Origin of the sequence: Streptomyces sp. NBC_01197 (assembly GCF_036010505.1) — a bacterium.
In the GTDB taxonomy this organism is placed as follows: domain Bacteria; phylum Actinomycetota; class Actinomycetes; order Streptomycetales; family Streptomycetaceae; genus Streptomyces.
This window is the reverse complement of record NZ_CP108569.1, coordinates 4785185-4807008: the sequence shown is the minus strand read 5'-3', so window position 1 is coordinate 4807008 and position 21824 is coordinate 4785185. Positions and strand designations below refer to the sequence as shown.

The 21824-nt window shown below is 70.9% G+C and carries 12 protein-coding genes; 7 read left to right on the top strand and 5 right to left on the bottom strand.

Features of this window, described 5'->3' with window-relative positions:
- Positions 1–3 precede the first annotated feature (3 nt).
- On the bottom strand, positions 4–1632 hold the full coding sequence (locus OG452_RS21970) for a serine/threonine-protein kinase (protein ID WP_327297299.1): 1629 nt from the start codon (positions 1630–1632) through the stop codon (positions 4–6).
- A gap of 508 nt (positions 1633–2140) precedes the next feature.
- Between OG452_RS21970 and OG452_RS21965 the strand changes: the two genes are divergently transcribed.
- The 5 genes from OG452_RS21965 to OG452_RS21945 all read left to right on the top strand — a co-directional run bounded on the left by OG452_RS21965 (position 2141) and on the right by OG452_RS21945 (position 10566).
- Positions 2141–5620: an FHA domain-containing protein gene (locus OG452_RS21965; RefSeq protein ID WP_327297298.1), complete on the top strand. Its 3480-nt coding sequence runs from the start codon at positions 2141–2143 to the stop codon at positions 5618–5620.
- A 234-nt stretch (positions 5621–5854) separates the two neighbouring features.
- Positions 5855–7249: an ABC transporter substrate-binding protein gene (locus OG452_RS21960; RefSeq protein WP_327297297.1), complete on the top strand. Its 1395-nt coding sequence runs from the start codon at positions 5855–5857 to the stop codon at positions 7247–7249.
- A gap of 7 nt (positions 7250–7256) precedes the next feature.
- Positions 7257–8606, top strand: a complete 1350-nt coding sequence (locus OG452_RS21955) for a carbohydrate ABC transporter permease (protein WP_327297296.1) — start codon at positions 7257–7259, stop codon at positions 8604–8606.
- A complete protein-coding gene (locus tag OG452_RS21950; protein ID WP_327297295.1) occupies positions 8603–9529 on the top strand; it encodes a carbohydrate ABC transporter permease in 927 nt (308 codons plus the stop codon). The genes OG452_RS21955 and OG452_RS21950 overlap by 4 nt, the downstream gene beginning before the upstream one ends.
- Before the next feature lie 239 nt (positions 9530–9768).
- Positions 9769–10566: a class I SAM-dependent methyltransferase gene (locus OG452_RS21945; protein WP_327297294.1), complete on the top strand. Its 798-nt coding sequence runs from the start codon at positions 9769–9771 to the stop codon at positions 10564–10566.
- Between the two features lie 104 nt (positions 10567–10670).
- Here the strand turns inward: OG452_RS21945 and OG452_RS21940 are convergent, their stop codons facing one another.
- Both OG452_RS21940 and OG452_RS21935 read right to left on the bottom strand, forming a co-directional pair.
- Positions 10671–12671 (bottom strand): glycosyltransferase family 2 protein, encoded by a 2001-nt coding sequence (locus OG452_RS21940; protein ID WP_327297293.1) that lies wholly within the window; start codon positions 12669–12671, stop codon positions 10671–10673.
- A 177-nt stretch (positions 12672–12848) separates the two neighbouring features.
- Entirely contained in the window at positions 12849–13472 is a 624-nt protein-coding gene (locus tag OG452_RS21935; RefSeq protein ID WP_327297292.1) for a TetR/AcrR family transcriptional regulator, read from the bottom strand.
- 98 nt (positions 13473–13570) lie between these two features.
- Here OG452_RS21935 and OG452_RS21930 point away from each other — a divergent pair, with 98 nt between their 5' ends.
- Together OG452_RS21930 and OG452_RS21925 are read left to right on the top strand one after the other, a co-directional pair.
- Positions 13571–14575, top strand: a complete 1005-nt coding sequence (locus OG452_RS21930) for an ABC transporter permease (protein ID WP_405561329.1) — start codon at positions 13571–13573, stop codon at positions 14573–14575.
- Positions 14576–14621: 46 nt separating this feature from the next.
- Entirely contained in the window at positions 14622–15437 is an 816-nt protein-coding gene (locus OG452_RS21925; RefSeq protein ID WP_327299726.1) for an ABC transporter ATP-binding protein, read from the top strand.
- A gap of 232 nt (positions 15438–15669) precedes the next feature.
- On the opposite strand, the gene OG452_RS21920 is transcribed toward OG452_RS21925, so the two are convergent.
- On the bottom strand, positions 15670–20646 hold the full coding sequence (locus OG452_RS21920; protein WP_327297291.1) for an NAD-glutamate dehydrogenase: 4977 nt from the start codon (positions 20644–20646) through the stop codon (positions 15670–15672).
- A 389-nt stretch (positions 20647–21035) separates the two neighbouring features.
- Complete coding sequence (locus OG452_RS21915; protein WP_327297290.1) at positions 21036–21737, bottom strand: HAD family hydrolase; 702 nt, start codon at positions 21735–21737, stop codon at positions 21036–21038.
- Positions 21738–21824 lie beyond the last annotated feature (87 nt).

Genomic DNA, 21824 nt, shown 5'->3' with positions numbered 1-21824 from the left:
CCGTCAGTTTCCGCTTCCCCCGGATCCGCTTCCGCTTCCGCCGAGGCCCTGGACGAAGTCCTTGACCGAGTTGAAGCCGGAGGAGATCTCCGAGATGAAGCTCCTGGAGGTGCCGATCCACTCCTGCAGCGGGGTCAGCTCCCAGATCAGCCAGGAACCGACGAAGAGGATCACGACCATAACGAGGCAGCCCTTGAGGCAGCCGAGGCCGGGGATCTTCACCGGGTTGGCGCTGCGCCGCCTCGGCTCCCGGGGCTCGCGCGCGGCGGGCGCCTGGGGCTGCTGCGGGGGCGCGTACTGCTGCTGCGGGCGCTGCTGGGGCCGGCGCTGCGGTGAGTACTGCTGGGGCTGCTGCTGGGGCGCGTACTGCTGCGGCTGCTGCTGCGGTGGGTACTGCCGCGGCTGCTGGGGCCGCTGCGGCCGGTGGCGCAGGGGGTCCTGCTCCGGCGCCAGGTACTGCACCTGGGTCTGCTCATTGCGGTCGCGGGCCGCGCTGAGCTGGCTCTGCCAGGGGTGCGGCTGCTCGGGCGCCCGGCCGGGCACGGGGGGAAGCACAGCGGTCGGGTCCGCGGCGCCGGGGCCGGGACGGCCGTCCGGACCAGGAGCGCCGGTGCTCGGCAGCACGCTGGTGCGCGCGCTGGGGTCGTACGCCCCCGCGTTGTTCGGCAGGACCTGGGTGGGGTCGGCGGCGCCGGGCGTCCCGGGGACCTCGGCGGGCGCGGGGTCCGGTGCGAGCAGCGCGGCCACCCCGAGGGCGGCGGCGACCTGCGCGGGCGTGGCGTGGACGCCGATCCCGTCGGCGGCGGTGCGCAGCCCGCGGGCCAGGTTCTCGGCACTGGGGCGGCGGTCCGGGTCCTTGCTGAGGCAGCGCTCTATGACCGTCCAGAGCGCCTCGGGGACGGTGGTGGGCCTGCGCGGTTCCTCGCTGAGGTGCCGCTGGAGGACTTCCAGGGCCGTGCCGCCCGCGAACGGGGGCCGCCCGGTGACCAGTTCGTACAGCAGGATGCCCGCGCCGTAGATGTCGACCGCTGAGGTCTGCGGGCGGCCCTCGGCGGACTCCGGTGCGACATAGGCGGGCGTGCCGACGAACTCGTGGGTACGGGTCAGGCCCGGCGAGTCCGCGAGGCGGGCGATGCCGAAGTCGGTGAGCATCGGGTGCATCTGGCCGTCGGCGTCCTGCTTGACCAGCACGTTCGCCGGCTTCAGGTCGCGGTGGACGACGCCGTCGGCATGGCTGGCGGCGAGTGCGTCGGCGATCTGGGCGGTGAGCAGCGCGGCGGCGACCGGGCTGAAGGGGCCGTTGTCCCGGAGGTAGTGGTGCAGGTCCGGGCCGTCGACCAGGTCCATGACGAGCGCGAGGAGATCGCCCTCGACGACGAGGTCCCGGGTCCGCACGATGTTGGGGTGGGTCAGCCGCAGCAGGACGGAGCGCTCCCGCAGGAACCGCATCACCACGTCCGGGTCCTCGGCCAGCTCTTCCTTGAGGACCTTGATCGCCACGGTCTCGCCGGGCTGACCCGCGACGGCCGCCTCGGCGCCCGCGGTCTCGCGCTGGCTAGCACGCCAGACGGTGCCCGTGGCGCCGCGTCCCAGCGGCTCCTCGAGCAGGTACTTGCTGCCTACGGGCCGCACGTCATGCGCTCCCTGTGATCGTCGTCCCTTGCCTGGTCCACCGGCCCCCCGTCCGGATGTCCGCCCCACTCTAGTGCCGCCCGCGGGGGCACTGGCCGACGATCTTCCGGAGCGGCTTTCCCTATGTGCGGCCGGTGTGACGGCCCGTGCCCGGGATCAGGTTCCGGCCGGCCGGCCGCCGACTGTGTTCCAGCCAGGGGCCAGTCGTGTTCCAGCTGTGTTCGAAGGGAAGACGCGAACACCGACCCGTTGGTTGCCACGGCACGCCTGCCGACACCTCCTGGCAGGTCAGGTGCGATCCCAACCAGGCACTTTTACGTCCAGAGCCGACCATTCAAGATCACTTAGCGGTGACCCCCGGGCGTGTTGTCAGTGGCAGATGCGAGGATGCCTTCAGCACGGAGTTGTGGGGTCGGGAGTCCCGTGAAGCCGTGCCGACCTGCCGGGTGGGGGAGATCACAGGGCGGCTCCTGCCAGGCACCCTCCGCAGAAGGGACCGCTGACGGCTATGCAGATCCGGCTGACCGTCCTCGCGCCGCCTGGCGGCCGCTCCGCATCCGAGGCGCGCTCCTGCGACGTGCTCGTCACCGCACCCGCCGGGGCCGCGCTGGCCACGGTCGCGTCCGGCCTCGCCACGGCGGCCGCGGGTCCGGAGGGCACGGGGTCCGGGAGCGTGGTGCTGTACGCGGGCGGGCACCGCCTCGACCTGCAGCGCTCCCCGCTTGGCGAGCCCCCGCTGGTGGACGGAGCGGTGCTCTCGCTCCAGGTTCCCGCCGAGGAGGACGACCGGGGCGACGGATCGGCGACCCAGCTCCATGTGGTCGCCGGACCGGACGCGGGCGGTGTCCATCTGCTGCACGGCGGCCGGATCCGTATCGGCCGCTCCGCCGAAGCGGACGTCCCGCTGGACGACCCGGACGTCTCACGGATGCACTGCACGGTGACGGTGGAGCAGGACGGCCGGGTGACGGTCGCCGATCTCGGCTCGACGAACGGCACGACTCTTGACGGTTCCGGTGTCGGCGATGCCCCGGTCCGTATGACGCCCGGGTCCCTGCTCCGGGTCGGCGAGTCGGCGCTGCGGATCACCACGGCGACCGGCGGCGCGCAGGGCGGCATGCAAGGCCAAGTGCTTGCGGCGGTCCCGGACGGCGAGGGCCATCTGCGGGTGGCCCGCGGCGCCGACCCGGACGCCGCTCCGGGGATCTCGGCCGGTTCCCGTACCGGTCCCGGTTCCGGCTTCATCGCTGGTACGTCACCGGGGGCGGGCGCCGGTGCGGCGGATCACGGGGCGGGCGAGCCCCGTTACGCCTCCGTGCCAGCTCAGGCCACCGGGTCCGCCGGGGCCCGCCCGGCCGGTGCCGTTCCCGGGACGCGCCCGGCCCCGGCTGTCGCCACCGAGGCCCGGATACCCGAGCAGGGCGGCAGCCCTGACGGCGGCCCGAGCGCCGGATCCGGCGGCGGACCGAGCTCGCGGCGCGTCAGCGCGGTCGGGGCCCAGCGGCCGCACGACCCCTACAGCAATCTGTACGACGAGGCCGCAGCGGCCTACGCCCAGGACCCCGGGTTCACTTCACGCGGCCGCCAGGGCACGCCCCCGCGCGGCACCAGGCTGCGGTCCGACCGGGGCACGGAGACCCGGGGCACGGAGACCCACGAACGGACACCGGACGGCGTCGGCACCGGCCGTACCCGTAGCAACGCCGACGACGGCAGCGGCGTGGACGGCGCCCCCGCCCCCCGTTACAGCGCCGATGCCGCCTCCGAGACGGACGACAACGCCCGCAGACGCGGCGGTATAGGGGCCTGGGCGAGGCGGCTCGCGGGCAGCCGGCCCGACGCCGTACGCGACAGGCCGGCGGAGCAGTACACCGATCCGTCCGAAACACCGCCGGTCCCGGCTGCCGGGACCCCCGGCGCGGACATCTGGCCCGATCCGGCCGCTCTGCTGCTCACCGCGCTGGGACCGGGGCCCCGGCTCTGGGAGCGCGGCCCCGGCCACCGTGAGGCGCTCGTCATCCGGCTCGGCACCGCCGACCGGCCCGGCCCGGGCGGGGCAGGCGTGGTGCCCGCGGTGCCGGTGACGGTCTCGCTGCGCGAGGCCGGCTCGCTCGGGCTCGCGGGCCCCCGCGAGCGGCTGGCCGGTCTGGCCCGTTCGGCGGTCGCCCAGCTCGCCGCGCTGCACCCGCCGACCGACCTGGAGATCGTGCTGGTCAGTACGGACCGGGCCCGCCCGCTGGAAGCACGCAGGTCCGACTGGGGCTGGCTCGGCTGGCTGCCGCACGTGCGGCCCGCGCACGGCCAGGACTGCCGGCTCCTGCTGGCGTACGACAGGGACCAGGCGACCTCCCGCACCGCCGAGCTGGTGCGGCGGCTGGACGACAGTCCGCTCGGCACCAGCTGGGCCTCTGCCGACCCGGGGGCGGTCTCGGCGGCGGCCGGGCGGTACGACGGCCCCGCCACCCTGCTGATCGTGGACGGCGACCCCGGATCGGCCGCCCTGCGCGAGACCACCGCGCGGCTGGCATCGGCGGGCGCCGCCTGCGGGGTCCACGTCCTCTGTCTCGCCGAGACGGCTGCGGCCTCGCCCGCATCGCCGCTCGAAGCGACCTACGAGGCGGCCTGCGCCGCCTCGCTCGCCTTCCGCGAGTGCGGCGCCGCCGCCCTGCTGAGCGGCGATGTGGCCACCTCGCTGCGGTTGCTGCGCACCGCGCGCGGAATTCATCCGGCGGCCGGCGGGCAGTCCGCGAGCCGTGGCACGTTCGCCGTGGTCGACGCGGTGTCGGCGGCCTGGGCCGAGCGGTTCGGCCGGGCGCTCGCACCGCTGCGAGCCGACGCCTCGGCGACCGGCACCCCCACCCGGCAGGCCGCGGCGCTGCCCGCGTCGTCCCGGCTGCTCGACGAGCTGGGGCTCGCCCGTGCCACCCCCGCCTCGCTGATGGCCCGCTGGGCGGCGGCGGCCGAGACGACCGCGGTGCTCGGCGCGGGCCCTCGCGGCCCCGTCACCGTGGACCTGGCGACCGAGGGTCCGCATCTGCTGGTCGAGGGCCCGGCGGGCAGCGGTCGTACGGAGCTGCTGCGCGCCGCGGCGGCCTCGCTGGCGGCAGCAGCCCGGCCGGACCGGCTCGGACTGATCCTGGTCGACGGTGCGGGCGGTGAGCGCGGCGAGGGGCTGCGGGCCTGCACGGAGCTGCCGCACATCTCGACCCATCTGGTGGCGAACGACCCGGTCCGGATGCGGGAGTTCGCGCAGGCACTCGGCGGCGAGCTGAAGCGCCGGGCCGAGCTGCTGGGCACCGGCAGCTACGCCGAGTGGCACCGGACCCGTGAGGTGGCGGAGCGGCTGGTCGGCCGGCGGCAGCCCGGCGGCCCGGCCGAGCAGAGCGGCGACATCGAGTCGCCGACCAGCGGCACCCTGCGACTGCGCCCGGCCGGAGCGCGTACGGACCCGATGCCGGGCCCCACCCCGCTCCCCCGGCTCGTGGTGATCGTCGACGACTTCGACGCGCTGGTCGCACCGGCGCTCGGCAGCCCCGGGCGCCCCACCGCGGGGTCGGTCGTCCGGGCGCTGGAGGCGGTGGCCAGGGACGGAGAGCGGCTCGGCGTCCATCTGATCGCCACTTCGGCCCGGCCGGACCGTACGGCCGACACCGAGCTGGCCAGGGTCAGCAGACTGCGGGTGGTGCTCGACGCTCCGCCGGCCTCCCCCGCGCCGGACGCTCCGGCGCCGGGGCGGGGCAGGCTGGGCCGCCCGGACGGCGAGGTGACACCGTTCCAGGGCGGCAGGGTGACCGGCCGCATTCCGCGTACGGCGACGCTGCGCCCCACCGTCGTACCCCTGGAGTGGGAGCGGATGGGCGACCCGCCCGACCGCCGCCCCGTCCGCGAACTCGGCAACGGGCCAACGGACTTGGCCCTGCTGGCCAGCGCCCTGGAACGGGCCGCCAGGTCCGTCGACGCGATGTCCATACCCGCCCTGAATGCCTGACGTGAATGGCGGACGTGAATGGCTGGCGAGCGCCCGGCAGGTGCCTGATGACTGCTGATGACCGCCTGGTGACTGCCTGACTTAACGTCACAGGCCCATCACAACCGAATGGTTGGACCAAGGCCCGGTATTGCGGCGCCGGAGTCACTCGGCGTAGGACTGTGCTCACGGGACAACGGCGTCGCCGACGTCATGGGCGCGCCGACCGCACGCGCATGAGAGAGGTCGGGGCAAATGCGCACAACAGGTACAGCTCTACGTTCACGCAGGACCGTTCTGGCACACCGGACCGTTCTGGCGGTGGTGGCCGCGGGCTCGCTCGTCCTGGCCGCCGGATGCAGCGGCGGCAACGACAGCAAGAAGGACAGCGGGAGCGGCAAGCCCGCAGGGAAGAGCAGTGCTTCCGGGGTCGAACTGCCCAAGCTGAGCGGTACGAAGCTCGAAGTGGCCGCGGTCTGGACCGGTCCCGAGCAGGCGAACTTCGTCAAGGTGCTGAAGGAGTTCGAGAAGCGGACTGGAGCGTCGGTCACCTTCGTGCCCGCGCAGGACCCGATCGTCAACTTCCTCGGTACGAAGATCGCCGGCGGCGCCCCGCCGGACGTGGCGATGATGCCGCAGGTGGGCGCGATCACCCAGGCCGTGGCCAAGAAGTGGGCCAAGCCGGTGGGCCCGGCCGCGAAGGCGCAGCTGGACAAGAACTACTCGCAGGTCTGGAAGGACCTCGGCGCGGTCGGCGGCAAGCAGTACGGCGTGTACTTCAAGGCCGCCAACAAGTCCCTGGTCTGGTACAACGCCAAGGTGCTGCAGAACGCGGGAGCCAGCGAGCCCAAGACCTGGCCGGAGTTCCTCAAGACCGCGGAGACAGTGTCGGCGTCGGGTATCACCCCGGTCTCGGTTGGCGGCGCGGACGGCTGGACCCTGACCGACTGGTTCGAGAACGTCTATCTCTCCCAGGCGGGCCCGGACAAGTACGACCAGCTGGCCCAGCACAAGATCAAGTGGACGGACCCGTCGGTCAAGGCCGCGCTGACCACGCTCGCGCAGCTCTTCGGCAAGCCGTCGCTCATCTCGGGCGGTGCGGACGGTGCGCTCCAGACCGAGTTCCCGGCGTCGGTCACCCAGACCTTCACCGGCGGTGACCAGCCCAAGGGTGCGATGGTCTTCGAGGGCGACTTCGCGCAGACCAACATCGCGCAGACCAAGGCGAAAGTGGGCACCGACGCAAAGGTCTTCCCGTTCCCCGCGGTGGGCGCCAAGGCGCCGGTGGTGACCGGCGGCGACGCCGCGGTGATCCTCAAGGACTCCAAAGGCGCGCAGGCGCTGCTGACCTGGCTGGCCTCCACGGACGCGGCGAAGATCGCCGCCGGGTCGGGCGGCTTCGTCTCACCCAACAAGGGCCTGGACCTGTCGGCCTACCCCAACGGCGTGCAGCGCACCATCGCCAAGGCGCTGGTCGCGGCGGGCGACAACATCCGCTTCGACATGTCGGACCAGGCACCGCAGTCCTTCGGCGGCACACCGGGCAAGGGTGAGTGGAAGGACCTCCAGGACTTCCTGAAGAACCCGAAGGACATCGCGGGGGCCCAGCAGAAGCTGGAGTCCGACGCGGCCAAGGCGTACAAGAACTGACGCCGCGATGACCTCCGCTGTCGCGGGGGGCGTCCTCAACGGGGCGCCCCCCGCCGGAAAGCCGCACAAGAGTGTGACAGGCACACGCAAAGTGCTGGCGGCCGCTTTCCTGCTGCCCGCTCTGGTGCTGCTCGGCGCGCTCGTGGTCTACCCGATCGGGTACTCGGTCTACCGGTCCTTCTTCGACCAGGCAGGCTCCAGCTTCATCGGCATCGACAACTACAAGACCCTCTTCACCGACGACGCGATCCGCACCGCGATCAAGAACACCGCGATCTGGGTCGTGGTCGCTCCGACCGTCGCCACCGTACTCGGCCTGATCTTCGCCGTACTCACCGAACGGGTGCGCTGGGGAACGGCGTTCAAGCTGGTCGTCTTCATGCCGATGGCTATCTCGATGCTGGCGGCCGGCATCATTTTCCGGCTGGTGTACGAGCAGGATCCGGGGCGCGGGGTGGCCAACGCCGTCTGGGTGGGCGTGCATGACACGTTTGCCGAGTCGGCGGGATACCCGGGGGCGCACCCGCTGCCGGTGGCCCCGCTGAAATCCGGCGGTGGCGGCTCGTTCGTCACCAGGCAGCCGGTGCACGCGGGCACCCCGGTCCGGCTGCCGCTCGTCGGCGTACTGCCGACGAAGATGCCCTCGTCGGCGAAGCCCGCCAAAGCCCCGAAGACCGCAGCCGGTTCGGTGACCGGCACGGCCTGGCTGGACTTCACCCTGGGCGGCGGTGGCAGGCCGAACGTCATCGACCCCAAGGAGCTGGGGCTCAGGGGCGTCACGGTCCAAGCGGTCAAGGGCGGCAAGGTGGTGGCGAGCGCCAAGGCGGCACCAGACGGTACGTTCACCCTGCCCGCGAAGGCGGACGGGGCGCTGCTCCGGCTCCCCGACTCGAACTTCCGCGAGCCGTACAACGGCGTCAACTGGCTCGGGCCGACCCTGGTCACCCCGTCGATCATCGGCAGTTACGTATGGATGTGGGCCGGATTCGCCATGGTCCTGATCGCGGCGGGCCTGGCCGGGCTCCCGCGTGAACTCCTCGAACAGGCCCGGGTGGACGGGGCTGGTGAGTGGCAGGTCTTCCGCCGGATCACCGTCCCGCTGCTCGCTCCGGTCCTCGCGGTGGTGCTGGTCACGCTGATGATCAACGTACTGAAGATCTTCGACCTGGTCTTCATCGTGGCGCCGGGATCGTCCCAGGACGACGCGAACGTCCTGGCGCTCCAGCTCTACCGCTCGTCGTTCGGTACGGACGCGGATCTGGGTACCGGCAGCGCCATCGCCGTACTGCTGCTGCTCCTGGTCGTCCCGATCATGCTCGTCAACATCCGCAGGATGCGGAAGGAGGGGCACCGATGACCACCGAAGCCCAGGTGCCCGCACCACGGGCCCCCGGCGAGCGGCTGTCCGCAGCCCCGGCGGCGAAGCCGAAGGAGCCGCTGGCCTCCCGGATCGCCGCCCGCGCGGGCGGCAGCGTGATGCGGGTCTTCCTCGTCCTGGTCGGCCTGTTCTGGCTGATGCCGACGATCGGCCTGCTGCTCTCCTCGCTGCGCGGCTCGTCCGACATCGCGGCGTCCGGCTGGTGGAAGGTCTTCACCGCGCCCTCGCAGCTGACCTTCGACAACTACTCCAAGATCCTCGACAACAAGGTCATCACCGACTCGCTGCTCAGCACGGTCATGATCACCGTCCCGGCGACCCTCCTGGTGGTGGTCATCGGCTCGCTGGCCGCGTACGCCTTCGCCTGGATGGACTTCCCGGGCCGGGACTGGTGGTTCCTGATCGTGGTCGGCCTGCTGGTCGTGCCGGTCCAGGTGGCCCTGATCCCGGTCTCCAAGCTCTTCGGCGAGATCGGGCTCTTCGAGACCACGGCGGGGGTGGTCCTCTTCCATGTGGCGTTCGGGCTGCCGTTCGCGATCTTCCTGCTGCGCAACTTCTTCGCGGAGATCCCGAGGGAGCTGCTTGAGGCGGCGCGGCTGGACGGGGCCGGGGAGATCCGGCTGTTCACCCGGGTCGTGATGCCGCTCGGCGGTCCGGCCATCGCCTCGCTGGGGATCTTCCAGTTCCTCTGGGTGTGGAACGACATGCTGGTCGCCCTGATCTTCGCGGACTCCAAGCACCCGCCGATCACGGTCGCGCTCCAGGAGCAGGTCAGGCAGTTCGGCAACAACATCGACGTGCTGGCACCCGGCGCGTTCATCTCGATGGTGATCCCGCTGGCGGTGTTCTTCGCGTTCCAGCGGCAGTTCGTCAACGGCGTCATGGCGGGCGCGGTGAAGTAGGCCGTCGAGGTGGGACGCCGGCAGGTAGGCAGACAGGCAGCGGGCGGGCGGGCCCGTTTCCCAGAGGTACGGGGCGGGCCCGCCCGTCCGCCACGTACAGGGCCGGGGCGGGCGGCTGCCCGAAAGGGTGGTTCGGGCAGCCGTGATGTGCTCCGGCGCAACTGCGTCAGGGCGCCTTCGTTAAGCCCGACATGGCCTTTTGATCACGATGTGCCATCCCCCCACGTGAGAGAGCCCTCATGCACAGGCACGAATTCCTGCAGCGGCTGCACGCGGTGCTGAAGCCGCGCACCTATCTGGAGATCGGGACCAACGACGGGCGGAGCCTCGCCCTCTCCCGCGTCCCCAGCATCGCGGTCGACCCGGCCCCGAAGATCCGGACGCGGCTGCACTGCGACCTCCAGCTCATCACGGCGACCAGCGACGCCTTCTTCGCCGGCCGGCAGCCGATGGGCCATCTGATGAGCTGCCGCAACCCGCTGCGCAACATGCGCAAGGGCCGTCCGCTGCTCGGCGCGTACACCGGCGCCAACCAGGTCGACCTGGCGTTCATCGACGGGATGCACCTCTTCGAGTACGTGCTGCGGGACTTCATCAACACCGAGCGGTTCACCGGCTGGTCGAGCGTGGTGGTGCTCGACGACATGCTGCCGCGCAACAACGCGGAGGCCGTCCGCGACCGGGTCGCGCCGTCCGGCCCCTGGACCGGGGACGTCTACAAGTTCATCCCGGTGGTGGCCAGACACCGGCCGGATCTGATCACCGTCCAGGTCGACACCCAGCCGACGGGTGTCTTCCTGGTGTTCGGCATGGACCGGTCGAACACGGCCCTCAAGGACGGGTACGAGGGGATCATCCAGGAGTGGCTGACCCCGGACCCGCAGAAGGTCCCGGAGGCGCTGCTCGAACGGGTCGAGGCCGTCGAGCCCGAGGCCCTGCTCGGCTCCCGGATCTGGCCGACGCTGGCCCGCAGGCGGGGCCGGACCGCCGGCCTGCGGACGGTACGCCGGGAACTGGCGGCCCTGCGCGGCTACTGAAGCCGCGTCGGCCGCACCGCACGAGAAGAGAAGAGCACGGCGTGAGGGGGCGCGGAGGATGACCTCCGCGCCCCCTCGTGAACCACGCGCCCACTGCCGCGCCTCTATCGCGTCGCGGCCATCCGTCGCATCTTGCGCACCACTCGCCCCAGCACACTGCGCCGGAGTGTCCGCCTCAGCCGGGCCCGCCGGTGCGCCAGGCTCTCGCGCGGGCGCCGCACCGTCAGCGCGCCGGAGGCGCCGGAAGCGACGAGCACCAGCGGCAGCGGCGTGCGCTCCGCGTCCTCACCACCGACGCTCACCGCCATCTCCCAGGTACCTGCGGGCAGTTGTCCGGCGGGCCGCTCGGCGCACAGAACCGTTCCCGCGCGCCCCTTGGACGTGGTCAGCGTCGCCGCCACCCGTACGGTGTCGCCGGAGCCCCTCCGGTCGGTGAGGTGGAGCTCGGCGGGTGCTCCGTCGGCGGTCTCGGTGTGCAGCGGCAGCAGCATCTCGAGCAGCAGCGGTTCGTCCATCACCCGGACCTCCCGCACGCCGAGCTTCCGGTACTCCCCGCGGAGGATGCTGGTCGTCGCGCCGACATCGAGCGAGAGGTTGCCGTGCGACGCCGTCCAGTACGGCACGACGACCTGGGCGGGCTCGCCCACCACGGCCGCCTCCCGGCCGGCCGTGACCTCCTCGGTCCGTACCGAGCCGAGCCTGACGTTCTTGTTCCATCCGCTCTGGTGGACACGCACCAGTACGTCCCAGATACCGGCGCCCAGCGGTGCGCCACCGGCCGCTGTGCCGGGGGTGACCGCCGCCGTGCCGCGCAGCACCAGCCGGAACTCGGCCCGCGGGCCGTCCACCCGCTCCCGGGTGAACTCGACGGGCTGGTAGAACTCGGCGGCGCTCGACCGCTCCCGTACCACCAGTTCGATCTTGGCCCGGTCAGCGGCCGCCAGGGGCTTCACCCCGAGCTGTTCGAGAGTCTCGGGGCTGCCCAGTCCTTCGGGCAGGCCGATCAGCTCGTCGCCGCCCTCCCTGACGTAGTGCACCGGCTCGTCGCCCGCCTTGAGTCCGGCGGTGAACGCCAGCTTCAGCGTGCCGTCCTCCCAGGCGAGCCCGGTGAGTTCGGCGTGCGCGGCGATGCCGCGCTCCCAGCGGGCGAAGTGCTCGACGTCCTGGTAGCGGTCGGCCTTGAGGAGCGCGCCGACGAGCTGCTGGGTGGGCAGCAGGGACGCGGAGACGCCGGGGGCGAACCGCTCCACGGCGAGCTTGTGCATCTCCTGGAACATGTCCTGCCGGTAGCCGTCGTCCGGCGTGGCCAGCAGCCGGGCGCCGCGCATCCGCTCGATCATCTCGTTGCGGAACCAGCGGCGGTGCAGCTTGTCGCGCAGCGGCCCCGGTTCGGTGTACTTGTCCACGACGTCGAGCGCCTCGCTGAGGTTGTGGAAGTAGCCCACCGGCTCAATACGCCGGAAGCCGGCGTTCGAGGCGTCGTCCCGCTTGACGTGGTAGTAGCAGACATAGTCGCTGACCACGGCGACGCTCTTCGCCCGCAGGTACGCCTCGGTGACGAAGACGTGGTCCTCCAGACGGCGGCGCCCTTCCAGGAAGCGCAGCCCCGTCTCGTCCAGGAAGGACCTGCGGAACATCTTGTGCGGGGTGAGGCTGTCGATCAGCGGGGCGTTCCTGACCGTGGCGCGTGGCCGGTTGACGCGGAAGAGCTCACGCGGCACGGGCCGCCCCTTGCCGGCCATCTTGCCCACGACGACGTCGGCGCCGTTCTTGACGCCGTAGTCGTACATGCGCTCCAGCGCTTCGTCGCCCAGCCAGTCGTCGTTGTCGACGAACATCACGAACTCGCCCCGCGCTGCGGCGATCCCGACGTTGCGCGGCTTGCCCGACCAGCCGGAGTTCTCCTGGTGGACGACGTGGATCAGCGGGTGCTCCTCGGCGAGCCGGTCCAGCCGCTCGCCGGTACCGTCAGTGGAGCCGTCGTCCACGAAGATCGCCTCGTAGGCGTCGTCAGGAAGTGACTGTCTCAGCAGCGATGCGATGCAGTCCTCGATGTAGGGCCCCGGATTATAGACCGGAATGATCACGCTGACTTTGATCGTCATGCTGTGCACTCGTTTCCCACTGCTCTGCGCCGGCGATCTCTCGTTGCGGGTGCACAGTACTATCGCCGGGAACATCCGCTCCATCGGGTCGGGCTGGCGTTCGGGGGGATCCGCCCGGTTTCACCGCTGCTCAGCGGCCGGTCCCGGTCTGATACCCGTCCGGCCGCCACCCCGCCGTCACGCCTTGAGCGCCGCCACCGCCGCCGCCGCGAGCCCGTCCAGGTAGCCCTTGGGCAGGCCGTCCCTGACCACCGCGAGCCGCCAGTAGAGCGGCCCCACGATCAGTTCGAGCGCCCGCGCGGGGTCGGCGCCGGCGGGGAGCTCGCCGCGGGCCACCGCGTCGCGGACCACCGCGGCGGCGACGCCTTTCTGGTTGTCGAGCAGCGCCGCCTTGATCGCGTCGGCGATCTCCGGCTGGCGTGCGGCCTCGACCAGCAGATCGGGGATGACCTGCGAGGCGACCGGGTGCCGCAGCGCCGTCGACGCCACAGCGAGGAGAGCGCGCACATCGCCGTACAGCGAACCGGTCGCGGGCGCGGGCAGGCCCTGCGCTGCGAACGCCGTGACCAGGTCGAGGACGAGGTACAGCTTCGACTTCCAGCGGCGGTAGACCGCGGTCTTGCCGACGCCTGCCCGGCGGGCGATGGCCTCGATGGACATCCGCGCGTATCCGACGGACGCCAGTTCCTCGAAGACGGCGGCGCGGATCGCCTCCGTCACGTCCTCGCGGAGCACGGCGGCCCCGGCGGGGGCCCGGCGGTTCGTACGGGGATCAGTCGTACGGGGATCAGGGGATGCCATGGGCAGAAGTTTACCTATTCGTCGCGACGATACGGTTGCGTTTCGACGTCGTTCGGTCCTAACCTCGACGTTACGACGATACGGATCCGTTGCGACGTATGTCGGGGGCGTTCACTCCGCCCCTCCCGTGTGAATCCCGTCGAACTCCGTCGAAAGCGAATGCTGTGATCCCCACGACAGCCCGGAACGCGCCCGCCACGGAGGCGGCTGTTCCGAGGGTCTCCCCGCAGCCCCGGCAGGATCTGGCCGCGCTGGCCGCCGCACACGGGCTGACCATCAGCGGTGCCCGCCCCCCGCTGTTCACGTACATCCGGCAGACCTGGGGGCGCAGGCACTTCATCACCGCCTTCGCCACCGCCCGGCTGACCGCGCAGTACAGCCAGGCGAAGCTGGGCCAGGTCTGGCAGATCATGACGCCGCTGCTGAACGCGGCGGTCTACTACTTCATCTTCGGCGTCCTGCTCGGCACCAGCCACGGCGTTCCCGACTTCATCCCGTTCCTGGTGACCGGCGTCTTCATCTGGACGTTCACCAGCAACTCGATCCAGACGGGCACCCGCGCCATCAGCGGCAGCCTGGGCCTGGTGCGGGCCCTGCACTTCCCGCGGGCCTCGCTCCCCATCGCATACGCCGTCCAGCAGCTCCAGCAGCTGCTGTTCTCGATGGGCGCGCTGATCGTCATCCTGGTCTGCTTCGGCGAGTACCCGAAGATGAGCTGGCTGCTCGCGATCCCCGCCCTGGTGCTCCAGGCGCTGTTCAACACCGGGCTCTCGATGGTCATGGCCAGGCTCGCCGCCAAGACCCCGGACGTCTCGCAGCTGATGCCGTTCATCCTGCGCACCTGGATGTACGTCTCGGGCGTGATGTGGAGCATCAAGAAGGTGCTGGCGCACGACAACCTGCCGCACCTCGTCCTGCTGGCGCTTCAGTCCAACCCGGCCGCGGTCTACATCGACCTGATGCGCTACGCGCTCATCGACAGCTACAAGGCGAACCAGCTCCCCCCGCACGTCTGGGCGCTGGCCATCGGCTGGGCGGTCGTCGCGGGTGCGGGCGGCTTCATCTACTTCTGGAAGGCAGAGGAGCAGTACGGACGTGGCTGAGAACCCGGTGAACGCCCTGACCCCGACGGACACCCTGCCCCCGACCATGACGCCCTTCACCGTGCGAGGGGCCCCGGCGGCCCCGGCGGCCCCGGTGGACCTCGGTGCCCCGACCGTCATCGCCGACGACCTCCACATCGTCTACAAGATCCAGGGCACCGGATCCGGCAAGGGCAGCGCGACCTCCGCCCTCAACCGGATCGTCTCCCGCAAGCCCCGGCCCGGCACCCGCGAGGTGCACGCCGTCAAGGGGGTGACCTTCGTCGCGCACAAGGGCGAGGCCATCGGCCTGATCGGCTCCAACGGGTCCGGCAAGTCGACCCTGCTGAAGGCCGTCGCCGGGCTGCTGCCGGCCGCGTCGGGCCGGGTCTACACCCAGGGCCAGCCGTCGCTGCTCGGCGTCAACGCCGCCCTGATGAGCGATCTGACCGGCGAACGCAATGTGATCCTCGGCGGCCTGGCCATGGGGATGACCCGCGAGGAGGTCCGCGAGCGCTACCAGGGGATCGTCGACTTCTCCGGCATCAACGAGAAGGGCGACTTCATCTCGCTGCCGATGCGGACGTACTCATCGGGCATGGGCGCACGGCTGCGCTTCTCCATCGCCGCGGCCAAGAGCCATGACGTGCTGATGATCGACGAGGCGCTCTCCACCGGCGATGCGAGGTTCCAGCGCCGCAGCCAGGACCGGATCGCCGAACTGCGCGAGTCGGCGGGCACCGTCTTCCTGGTCAGCCACAGCAACAAGTCGATCCTGGAGACCTGCGAGCGGGCCATCTGGCTGGAGTCGGGGACGATGCGGATGGACGGCCCGGCGGATGAAGTAGTCGCCGCCTACGAGGAGTTCACTTCGAAGAAGTGACCCCCGGCAACCGCGACCCAAGGGGCGGCGCTCAGTAGCTCCCCAGCAGCCGCATGGCGTCCAGCGCCGCATGGCGTCCGGCGCCGCGCGCCGCCGGGAGACGCAACGGCCCCGGCCCGCCTGATGACAACAGGTGGGCCGGGGCCAGAGCTGCGGCGGGGGCAGCACATGTGCGTGCCCCCGAGTCACACTGGCACGCACACGGCGTGCCCCCGCATCACACTTCGACGCCTCAGACGTGCGTCCGCAGGAGCGAGCGCATCGTCCGCATCGCGACCGACAGGTTCGCCAGGTCGAAGGCGTCCGAGGACTGGATCTCGTCGAGCGTGGTGCGCGCACGGCTCAGGATCGACGCGTTCTTCTCCTCCCAGCTCCGGAAGCGCTCCTCCGGCGTCGAGGCGCCGTTCCCCGCCGAGAGCACGTCGAGGGTGAGCCCGGCGTGCGCCGCGTACAGGTCCGCGCGGATGGAGGCGCGGGCCATGGACTGCCAGCGGTCGGCCCGCGGCAGCTCGATGATCCGGTCCATCAGCTGGGAGATCGCCAGCCGGTCGCCGAGGTCGTAGTACACCTCGGCGACGGCCATCGGGTCCTTGTCCGTACGGTCCGCGATCGCCACGATGTCCAGCGCGGGGAAGGCGCCCGAGAACCCGGCGACCTGCCCGGCCAGCTCCTCCGGCACGCCCGCAGCGGTCAGCTCGTCCAGGATGCCCTGGTACCACTCCAGGTCGTCGCCCTTGAGCAGGTTCGGCAGCTCCCCCCAGACCTTCGACACACCCTCGGTGAAGAAGGCGATGGTCTCGCTGAGGTCGAGCGGCTGCGGACGGTTGCCGAGCAGCCAGCGCGCACCGCGCTCCACGAGCCGGCGCGAGTGCAGCCTGATGCGGGTCTGGACATCGGCCGCGACCTTGTTGTCCAGCTCCTCGACGGCGTCCCACACCTCGGCCAGGCCGAAGATCTCACGGGCCGCCGCCTGCGCCCGTACGATCTCCTCGATCGAGGCGCCCGTCTCCTCCCGGAGCCGGTGCAGGAAGGTCGAACCACCGGTGTTCACCGTGTCGTTGACCAGGACCGTCGTGATGATCTCGCGACGCAGGGCGTGCCCCTCGATCGCCTCGGGGTAGCGCTCGCGCAGCGGCTTGGGGAAGTACGCGTGCACCAGCTTCTGCAGGTACGGGTCGTCCGGCAGGTCGGTGCTGATCAGCTCCTGAGCAGCGGTGATCTTGGTGTACGCGAGGAGCACGGCCAGCTCGGGCTGGCTCAGCCCCCTGCCCGTGTTGAGCAGTTCACGGATCTGGCGGTCGGTCGGCAGGAACTCCAGCGCCCGGTTCAGATGTCCGTCTCGGGCCAGCCTGCGCATGAAGCGCTGGTGGGCGTGGAGCAGCGACGGAGCCTGGGACTCGGCGTTGGCGAGCGCGATGTTCTGCGCGTAGTTGTTGCGCAGGACCAGGGCACCGACCTCGTCGGTCATCGACGCGAGGATCTTGTTGCGCTGCTTGACGGTCAGATCGCCCTCGGTGACCATCCCGTTGAGCAGGATCTTGATGTTCACCTCGTGGTCGGAGGTGTCCACGCCCGCGCTGTTGTCGATCGCGTCGGTGTTGATCTTGCCGCCGGTGCCGTCGCCGCCCGACCTGGCGTACTCGATACGGCCGAGCTGGGTCAGACCCAGGTTGCCGCCCTCGCCGACGACCTTGGCGCGCAGGTCCTCGCCGTTGATCCGGATGGCGTCGTTGGCCTTGTCGCCGACGTCCGCGTTGGACTCGGCGGAGGACTTCACGTACGTCCCGATGCCGCCGTTCCACACCAGGTCGACCGGGGCCTTGAGGATCGCCCTCATCAGGTCGGCCGGGGTCATCTTGGCCACACCCGACTCGATGCCGAGCGCCTCACGGACATGGGCGTTGAGCGGGATCGACTTGGCGCTGCGCGGGTGGATGCCGCCGCCGGGGGAGAGCAGTGCGGTGTTGTACTCGGCCCACGAGGAGCGCGGCATCTCGAACAGCCTGCGCCGCTCGGCGTAGGACGTCGCCGCGTCCGGGGTCGGGTCGATGAAGATGTGCCGGTGGTCGAAGGCGGCCACCAGGCGGATGTGCTCGGAGAGCAGCATGCCGTTGCCGAAGACGTCACCGGACATGTCGCCGACGCCGACCGTGGTGAAGTCCTGGGTCTGGGTGTCGTGGCCGAGCTCCCGGAAGTGCCGTTTGACGGACTCCCAGGCACCGCGGGCCGTGATTCCCATGCCCTTGTGGTCGTAACCGGCGGAGCCGCCAGAAGCGAAGGCGTCCCCGAGCCAGAAGTTGTACGACTCGGCGACCGCGTTGGCGATGTCGGAGAAGGTCGCGGTGCCCTTGTCGGCGGCGACGACGAGGTAGGTGTCGTCCCCGTCGTGGCGCACGACCCCGGTGGGCGGCACGACCTCGCCGGCCACCAGGTTGTCGGTGATGTCGAGCAGCGCGGAGATGAAGGTCTTGTACGCCGCGATGCCCTCGGCCATCCAGGCGTCCCGGTCCACGGACGGGTCGGGCAGCTGCTTGGCGACGAAGCCGCCCTTGGCGCCGACCGGCACGATCACCGTGTTCTTGACCATCTGCGCCTTGACCAGGCCGAGCACCTCCGTACGGAAGTCCTCACGCCGGTCGGACCAGCGCAGCCCGCCTCGGGCGACCTTCCCGAACCGCAGGTGCACGCCCTCGACGCGCGGCGAGTACACCCAGATCTCGTACGCCGGGCGCGGAGCGGGCAGGTCGGGGATGGCCTGCGGGTCGAACTTCATGGAGACGTACGGGTGGTAAGCGCTGTGCTCGGTGCCCCGGCCCTTGCGGTCGCCGCTCTCGTCGGCGCTCTGGAAGAAGTTGGTCCTGAGCGTCCCCTTGATGACGGTGAGGAAGGAGCGCAGGATGCGGTCCTCGTCCAGGCTCGCCACCTGGTCGAGCGCCCCGTCGAGCTCTTCGAGCAGCCCGTCGGTCAGCTCGGTGCCGGCCCGCTGGCGGCCCGGCGACATCCGGGCCTCGAACAGCGAGACGAGCAGCCGGGTGGTGTGGACGTTGTTGCGGAGGGTGTCCTCCATGTAGTCCTGGCTGAAGGTCGATCCGGCCTGGCGCAGGTACTTGGCGTACGCGCGCAGCACCATCGCCTGTCGCCAGGTCAGTCCGGCGCCGAGCACCAGCGCGTTGAAGCCGTCGTTCTCGGCCTCGCCCGTCCAGGAAGCGGCGAACGCGTCCTGGATTCGCTCCCGGGCGTCATCGGCGAGGTGGTCGCCGCCCTCGATCTGCGGGATCCGCAGTCCGAAGTCGTAGATCCAGGCGTGCGTACGGTCGGCGCAGCGCAGCTCGTACGGGCGCTCGTCGGTGACCTCGACGCCCAGCTTCTGCAGGACCGGGAGCACTGCGGAGAGGGAGACCTGCGAGCCGATCCGGTAGATCTTGAAGCGGCGCTCGCCGGGAGCCGCGCCCACCGGCTCGTACAGCGAGAGCGCGAAGTCCTTCTCGCCCGGCTGGAGGTTTTCCAGGTGGCCGAGATCCGCGACGGCGGCACGCGGCGAGTGGTCCGCCTTGTAGCCCTCGGGGAAGGACTGGCCGTAGCGGCGCAGCAGTTCGGCGGCGCGCTCCTCACCGTACTCGGCGGTCAGCGCCTCGCCGAACCCGTCGGCCCAGGAACGGGCGGCCTCGACGAGCTTGGCCTCGATCCGGTCCGCTTCGGCGTCGGTGAGCTCGGTCAGCTCGGTGCCGGCGGGGACCCGCACGACGAAGTGCAGCCGGGAGAGGATGGACTCGGTGTTGCGCGCGGTGAAGTCGACGCTGGTGCCGCCGAGTTCCTCCTTGAGGATGTCGATGAGGCGCAGCCGCACCGCGGTCGTGTAGCGGTCGCGCGGCAGGTAGATGAGCGCCGAGTAGTAGCGCCCGTACTCGTCCTGGCGCAGGTAGAGCCGGAGCCGGCGCCGCTCCTGCAGGTACAGCACGCTGGTGACGATGGAGCGCAGCTGGTCGACGGGCGTCTGGAACAGCTCGTCGCGCGGGTACGTCTCCAGAATCTGCATCAGGTCGCGGCCGTCGTGGCTGTTGGGCGTGAAGCCCGCGCCTTCGAGGACCTCGGCGACCTTGCGGCGGATGACGGGGACTCGGCGTACGGACTCGGTGTACGCGGCGGATGAGAACAGGCCGAGGAAGCGCCGCTCGCCGATGACATTGCCCTCGGCGTCGAACTTCTTCACGCCGACGTAGTCGAGGTAGCTGGGGCGGTGCACCGTCGAGCGGCTGTTTGCCTTGGTGAGTACGAGGATCTTGTGCTCACGGGCCTTGGCGCGGGCGTCGGCGGGCAGCCTGCCGAACGACGGCGAGACCGGGTGCTCCTCGTCGACGCTGTGGTGCGGGTCGGAGCGGAGGATGCCGAGCCCGGTGCCGGGCACCGCGGTCAGGGAGTCCTCGTCCGTCAGCCGGTACTCGCGGTAGCCGAGGAAGGTGAAGTGGTCGGCGGCGAGCCAGCGCAGCAGCTCGCGGGACTCCTCCACCTCGCGCACCGGCAGATCGGCCGCGGTCGGCTCGGCGGGCAGCTCGTCGGCGATGCGCACGGCGGCGTCACGCATCTTGTCCCAGTCCTCGACGGTCTCCCGTACGTCGGAGAGCACCCGCAGGAGGTCCGTGCTGATCTGCTTCAGATCGCCGCGCTCGGTCTCGCGGTCGATCTCCACATGGATCCAGGACTCGACCAGGGCGTCGTGGACGCCCTCGCCGGTCTCGTCCTTGCCGAGCACCTCGATGAGCTTGCCGGTCAGGTCACGGCGTACCAGGAGCTGCGGGTGGATCACGACGTGGATGCCGCGGCCCTGGCGGGTCAGCTCGTTGGTGACCGAGTCGACCAGGAACGGCATGTCGTCGGTGACGACCTCGACGACTGTGTGGCTGCAGGTCCAGCCGTTCTCCTCGACGGTCGGGGTGTGCACCCGGACGTTCGCGGTGCCCTGCGGGCGCTTCTCGGCCAGCCGGTAGTGCGAGAGTGCCGCCCCGAAGGCGTCCTCGGGGTCGCGGTTCTCAATGTCCTCCGGAGCCGTATGCAGGTAGTAGCGCTGAAGGTACGCAAGGACCGTGGCCCGGTCCGGACTCCCCCCGCTCGTGGACCCGCCCGGAAGTTGTCCTCCCGCCGGGCTGTTCTCAGCCACCTGGGCCGCGCGTGCGAGCAGTTCGTCCTTGGGTTCGTCCAGCTTGGTCTGCATGTCCTCTGGCTCCTGTCGCGCGCCGTTGCGTGACGTAGGTGAAAGAAGCGGCACAGCGCCACGACCACGACGCGAGGTATCCGGTCGAAGTCGACGTTATGCCGCGATGAGAGATACCCGTGACGTTATTGGCCATTTCCGGAGGCCGGTCCGGGTGAGGGGTGCCAGCGATGACCCGGACACCGTAGTGCTCCGGGCGCAGGGCGGAGGCGTCAATGCCCCCGCGAGATATCGCGCTGATCACGGACCTAGGCTATCTCGCCCGGACCGGTGGACGTCACCGGCCGCATCTGTACAAGTCGGCATACCTCACTTCGACACTTCGGCCAGGTGCGAACCGGCCGGAGGACCCACTCGCGTGCGGTTCGGAGTACCGGCCCGCGTGCGGCTCAGAGTGCCCACTCGCGTGCGGTACCGACCGCCTCCGCCAGCGAGTCCACCACCGGCACCCCGGCGGTCTCCAGGCTGGCCCGGCTGTGAGATCCGCCCGTGTACAGCACGGCCCGTGCCCCGGCGTACGCGGCCGCCACCGCGTCGTCGACCGCGTCACCGATCACCACGACGCGCTCCGGAACGACACCGTCGAGCCCGGCGAGGTGGCGCACCATGTGCTCCGCCTTCCCCTCGTTCGACGGGCCGGTCCTGCCGTCCACGCGCAGGAAGTGCCGCTCGATCCCATGCGTCCGCACGATCGGTATCAACTGGTCGTGCGGCGCCAGCGAACAGAGCGACTGGGTCAGCCCGGACGCCTGCCACTCCCTGAGCAGCTGCGCCGCCCCCGGCGCGAGTCCGGCCCCTTCGGCCAGCGCCCAGTAGTGCCGGTGGAAGGCCTCGTCCATGACCGCCCACTCGGCGTCCGTCGGCAGCCGGCCCATCAGCCGCTCGTAGAACCGAGGAACGGGCACGCAGTACAGATCCCGGTACAGATCCAGCGTGATCGGTGCCAGACCGACCTCGCCGAACGAGGCGTTGGTCGCCGCTATCACCGCGTCGATGTCGTGGAAGAGAGTCCCGTTCCAGTCCCAGACGATGTGCGTCCCCGTGTGCGTCCCCACCGGTGCATCCGGCCCCGTGCCCGTTTCCGTGCTCATGTCCAGCCCCCCGTTCGAACCTCTCCCGGACCAGGCGGGGCACCGCCCGCCCCCGCTCTCCCCACTTCGACAACCGTACGCGGGGGG

Excerpts from the sequence above, each read along its gene's own strand:
- OG452_RS21925 (WP_327299726.1), top strand. The coding sequence starts at position 14,622 with ATGACGCCCTTCACCGTGCGAGGGGCCCCGGCGGCCCCGGCGGCCCCG.
- OG452_RS21945 (WP_327297294.1), top strand. The coding sequence starts at position 9,769 with ATGCACAGGCACGAATTCCTGCAGCGGCTGCACGCGGTGCTGAAGCCG.
- OG452_RS21930 (WP_405561329.1), top strand. The coding sequence starts at position 13,571 with ATGTCGGGGGCGTTCACTCCGCCCCTCCCGTGTGAATCCCGTCGAACT.
- OG452_RS21960 (WP_327297297.1), top strand. The coding sequence starts at position 5,855 with ATGCGCACAACAGGTACAGCTCTACGTTCACGCAGGACCGTTCTGGCA.
- OG452_RS21955 (WP_327297296.1), top strand. The coding sequence starts at position 7,257 with ATGACCTCCGCTGTCGCGGGGGGCGTCCTCAACGGGGCGCCCCCCGCC.
- OG452_RS21950 (WP_327297295.1), top strand. The coding sequence starts at position 8,603 with ATGACCACCGAAGCCCAGGTGCCCGCACCACGGGCCCCCGGCGAGCGG.
- OG452_RS21935 (WP_327297292.1), bottom strand. The coding sequence starts at position 13,472 with ATGGCATCCCCTGATCCCCGTACGACTGATCCCCGTACGAACCGCCGG.
- OG452_RS21920 (WP_327297291.1), bottom strand. The coding sequence starts at position 20,646 with ATGCAGACCAAGCTGGACGAACCCAAGGACGAACTGCTCGCACGCGCG.
- OG452_RS21940 (WP_327297293.1), bottom strand. The coding sequence starts at position 12,671 with ATGACGATCAAAGTCAGCGTGATCATTCCGGTCTATAATCCGGGGCCC.
- OG452_RS21915 (WP_327297290.1), bottom strand. The coding sequence starts at position 21,737 with ATGAGCACGGAAACGGGCACGGGGCCGGATGCACCGGTGGGGACGCAC.
- OG452_RS21965 (WP_327297298.1), top strand. The coding sequence starts at position 2,141 with ATGCAGATCCGGCTGACCGTCCTCGCGCCGCCTGGCGGCCGCTCCGCA.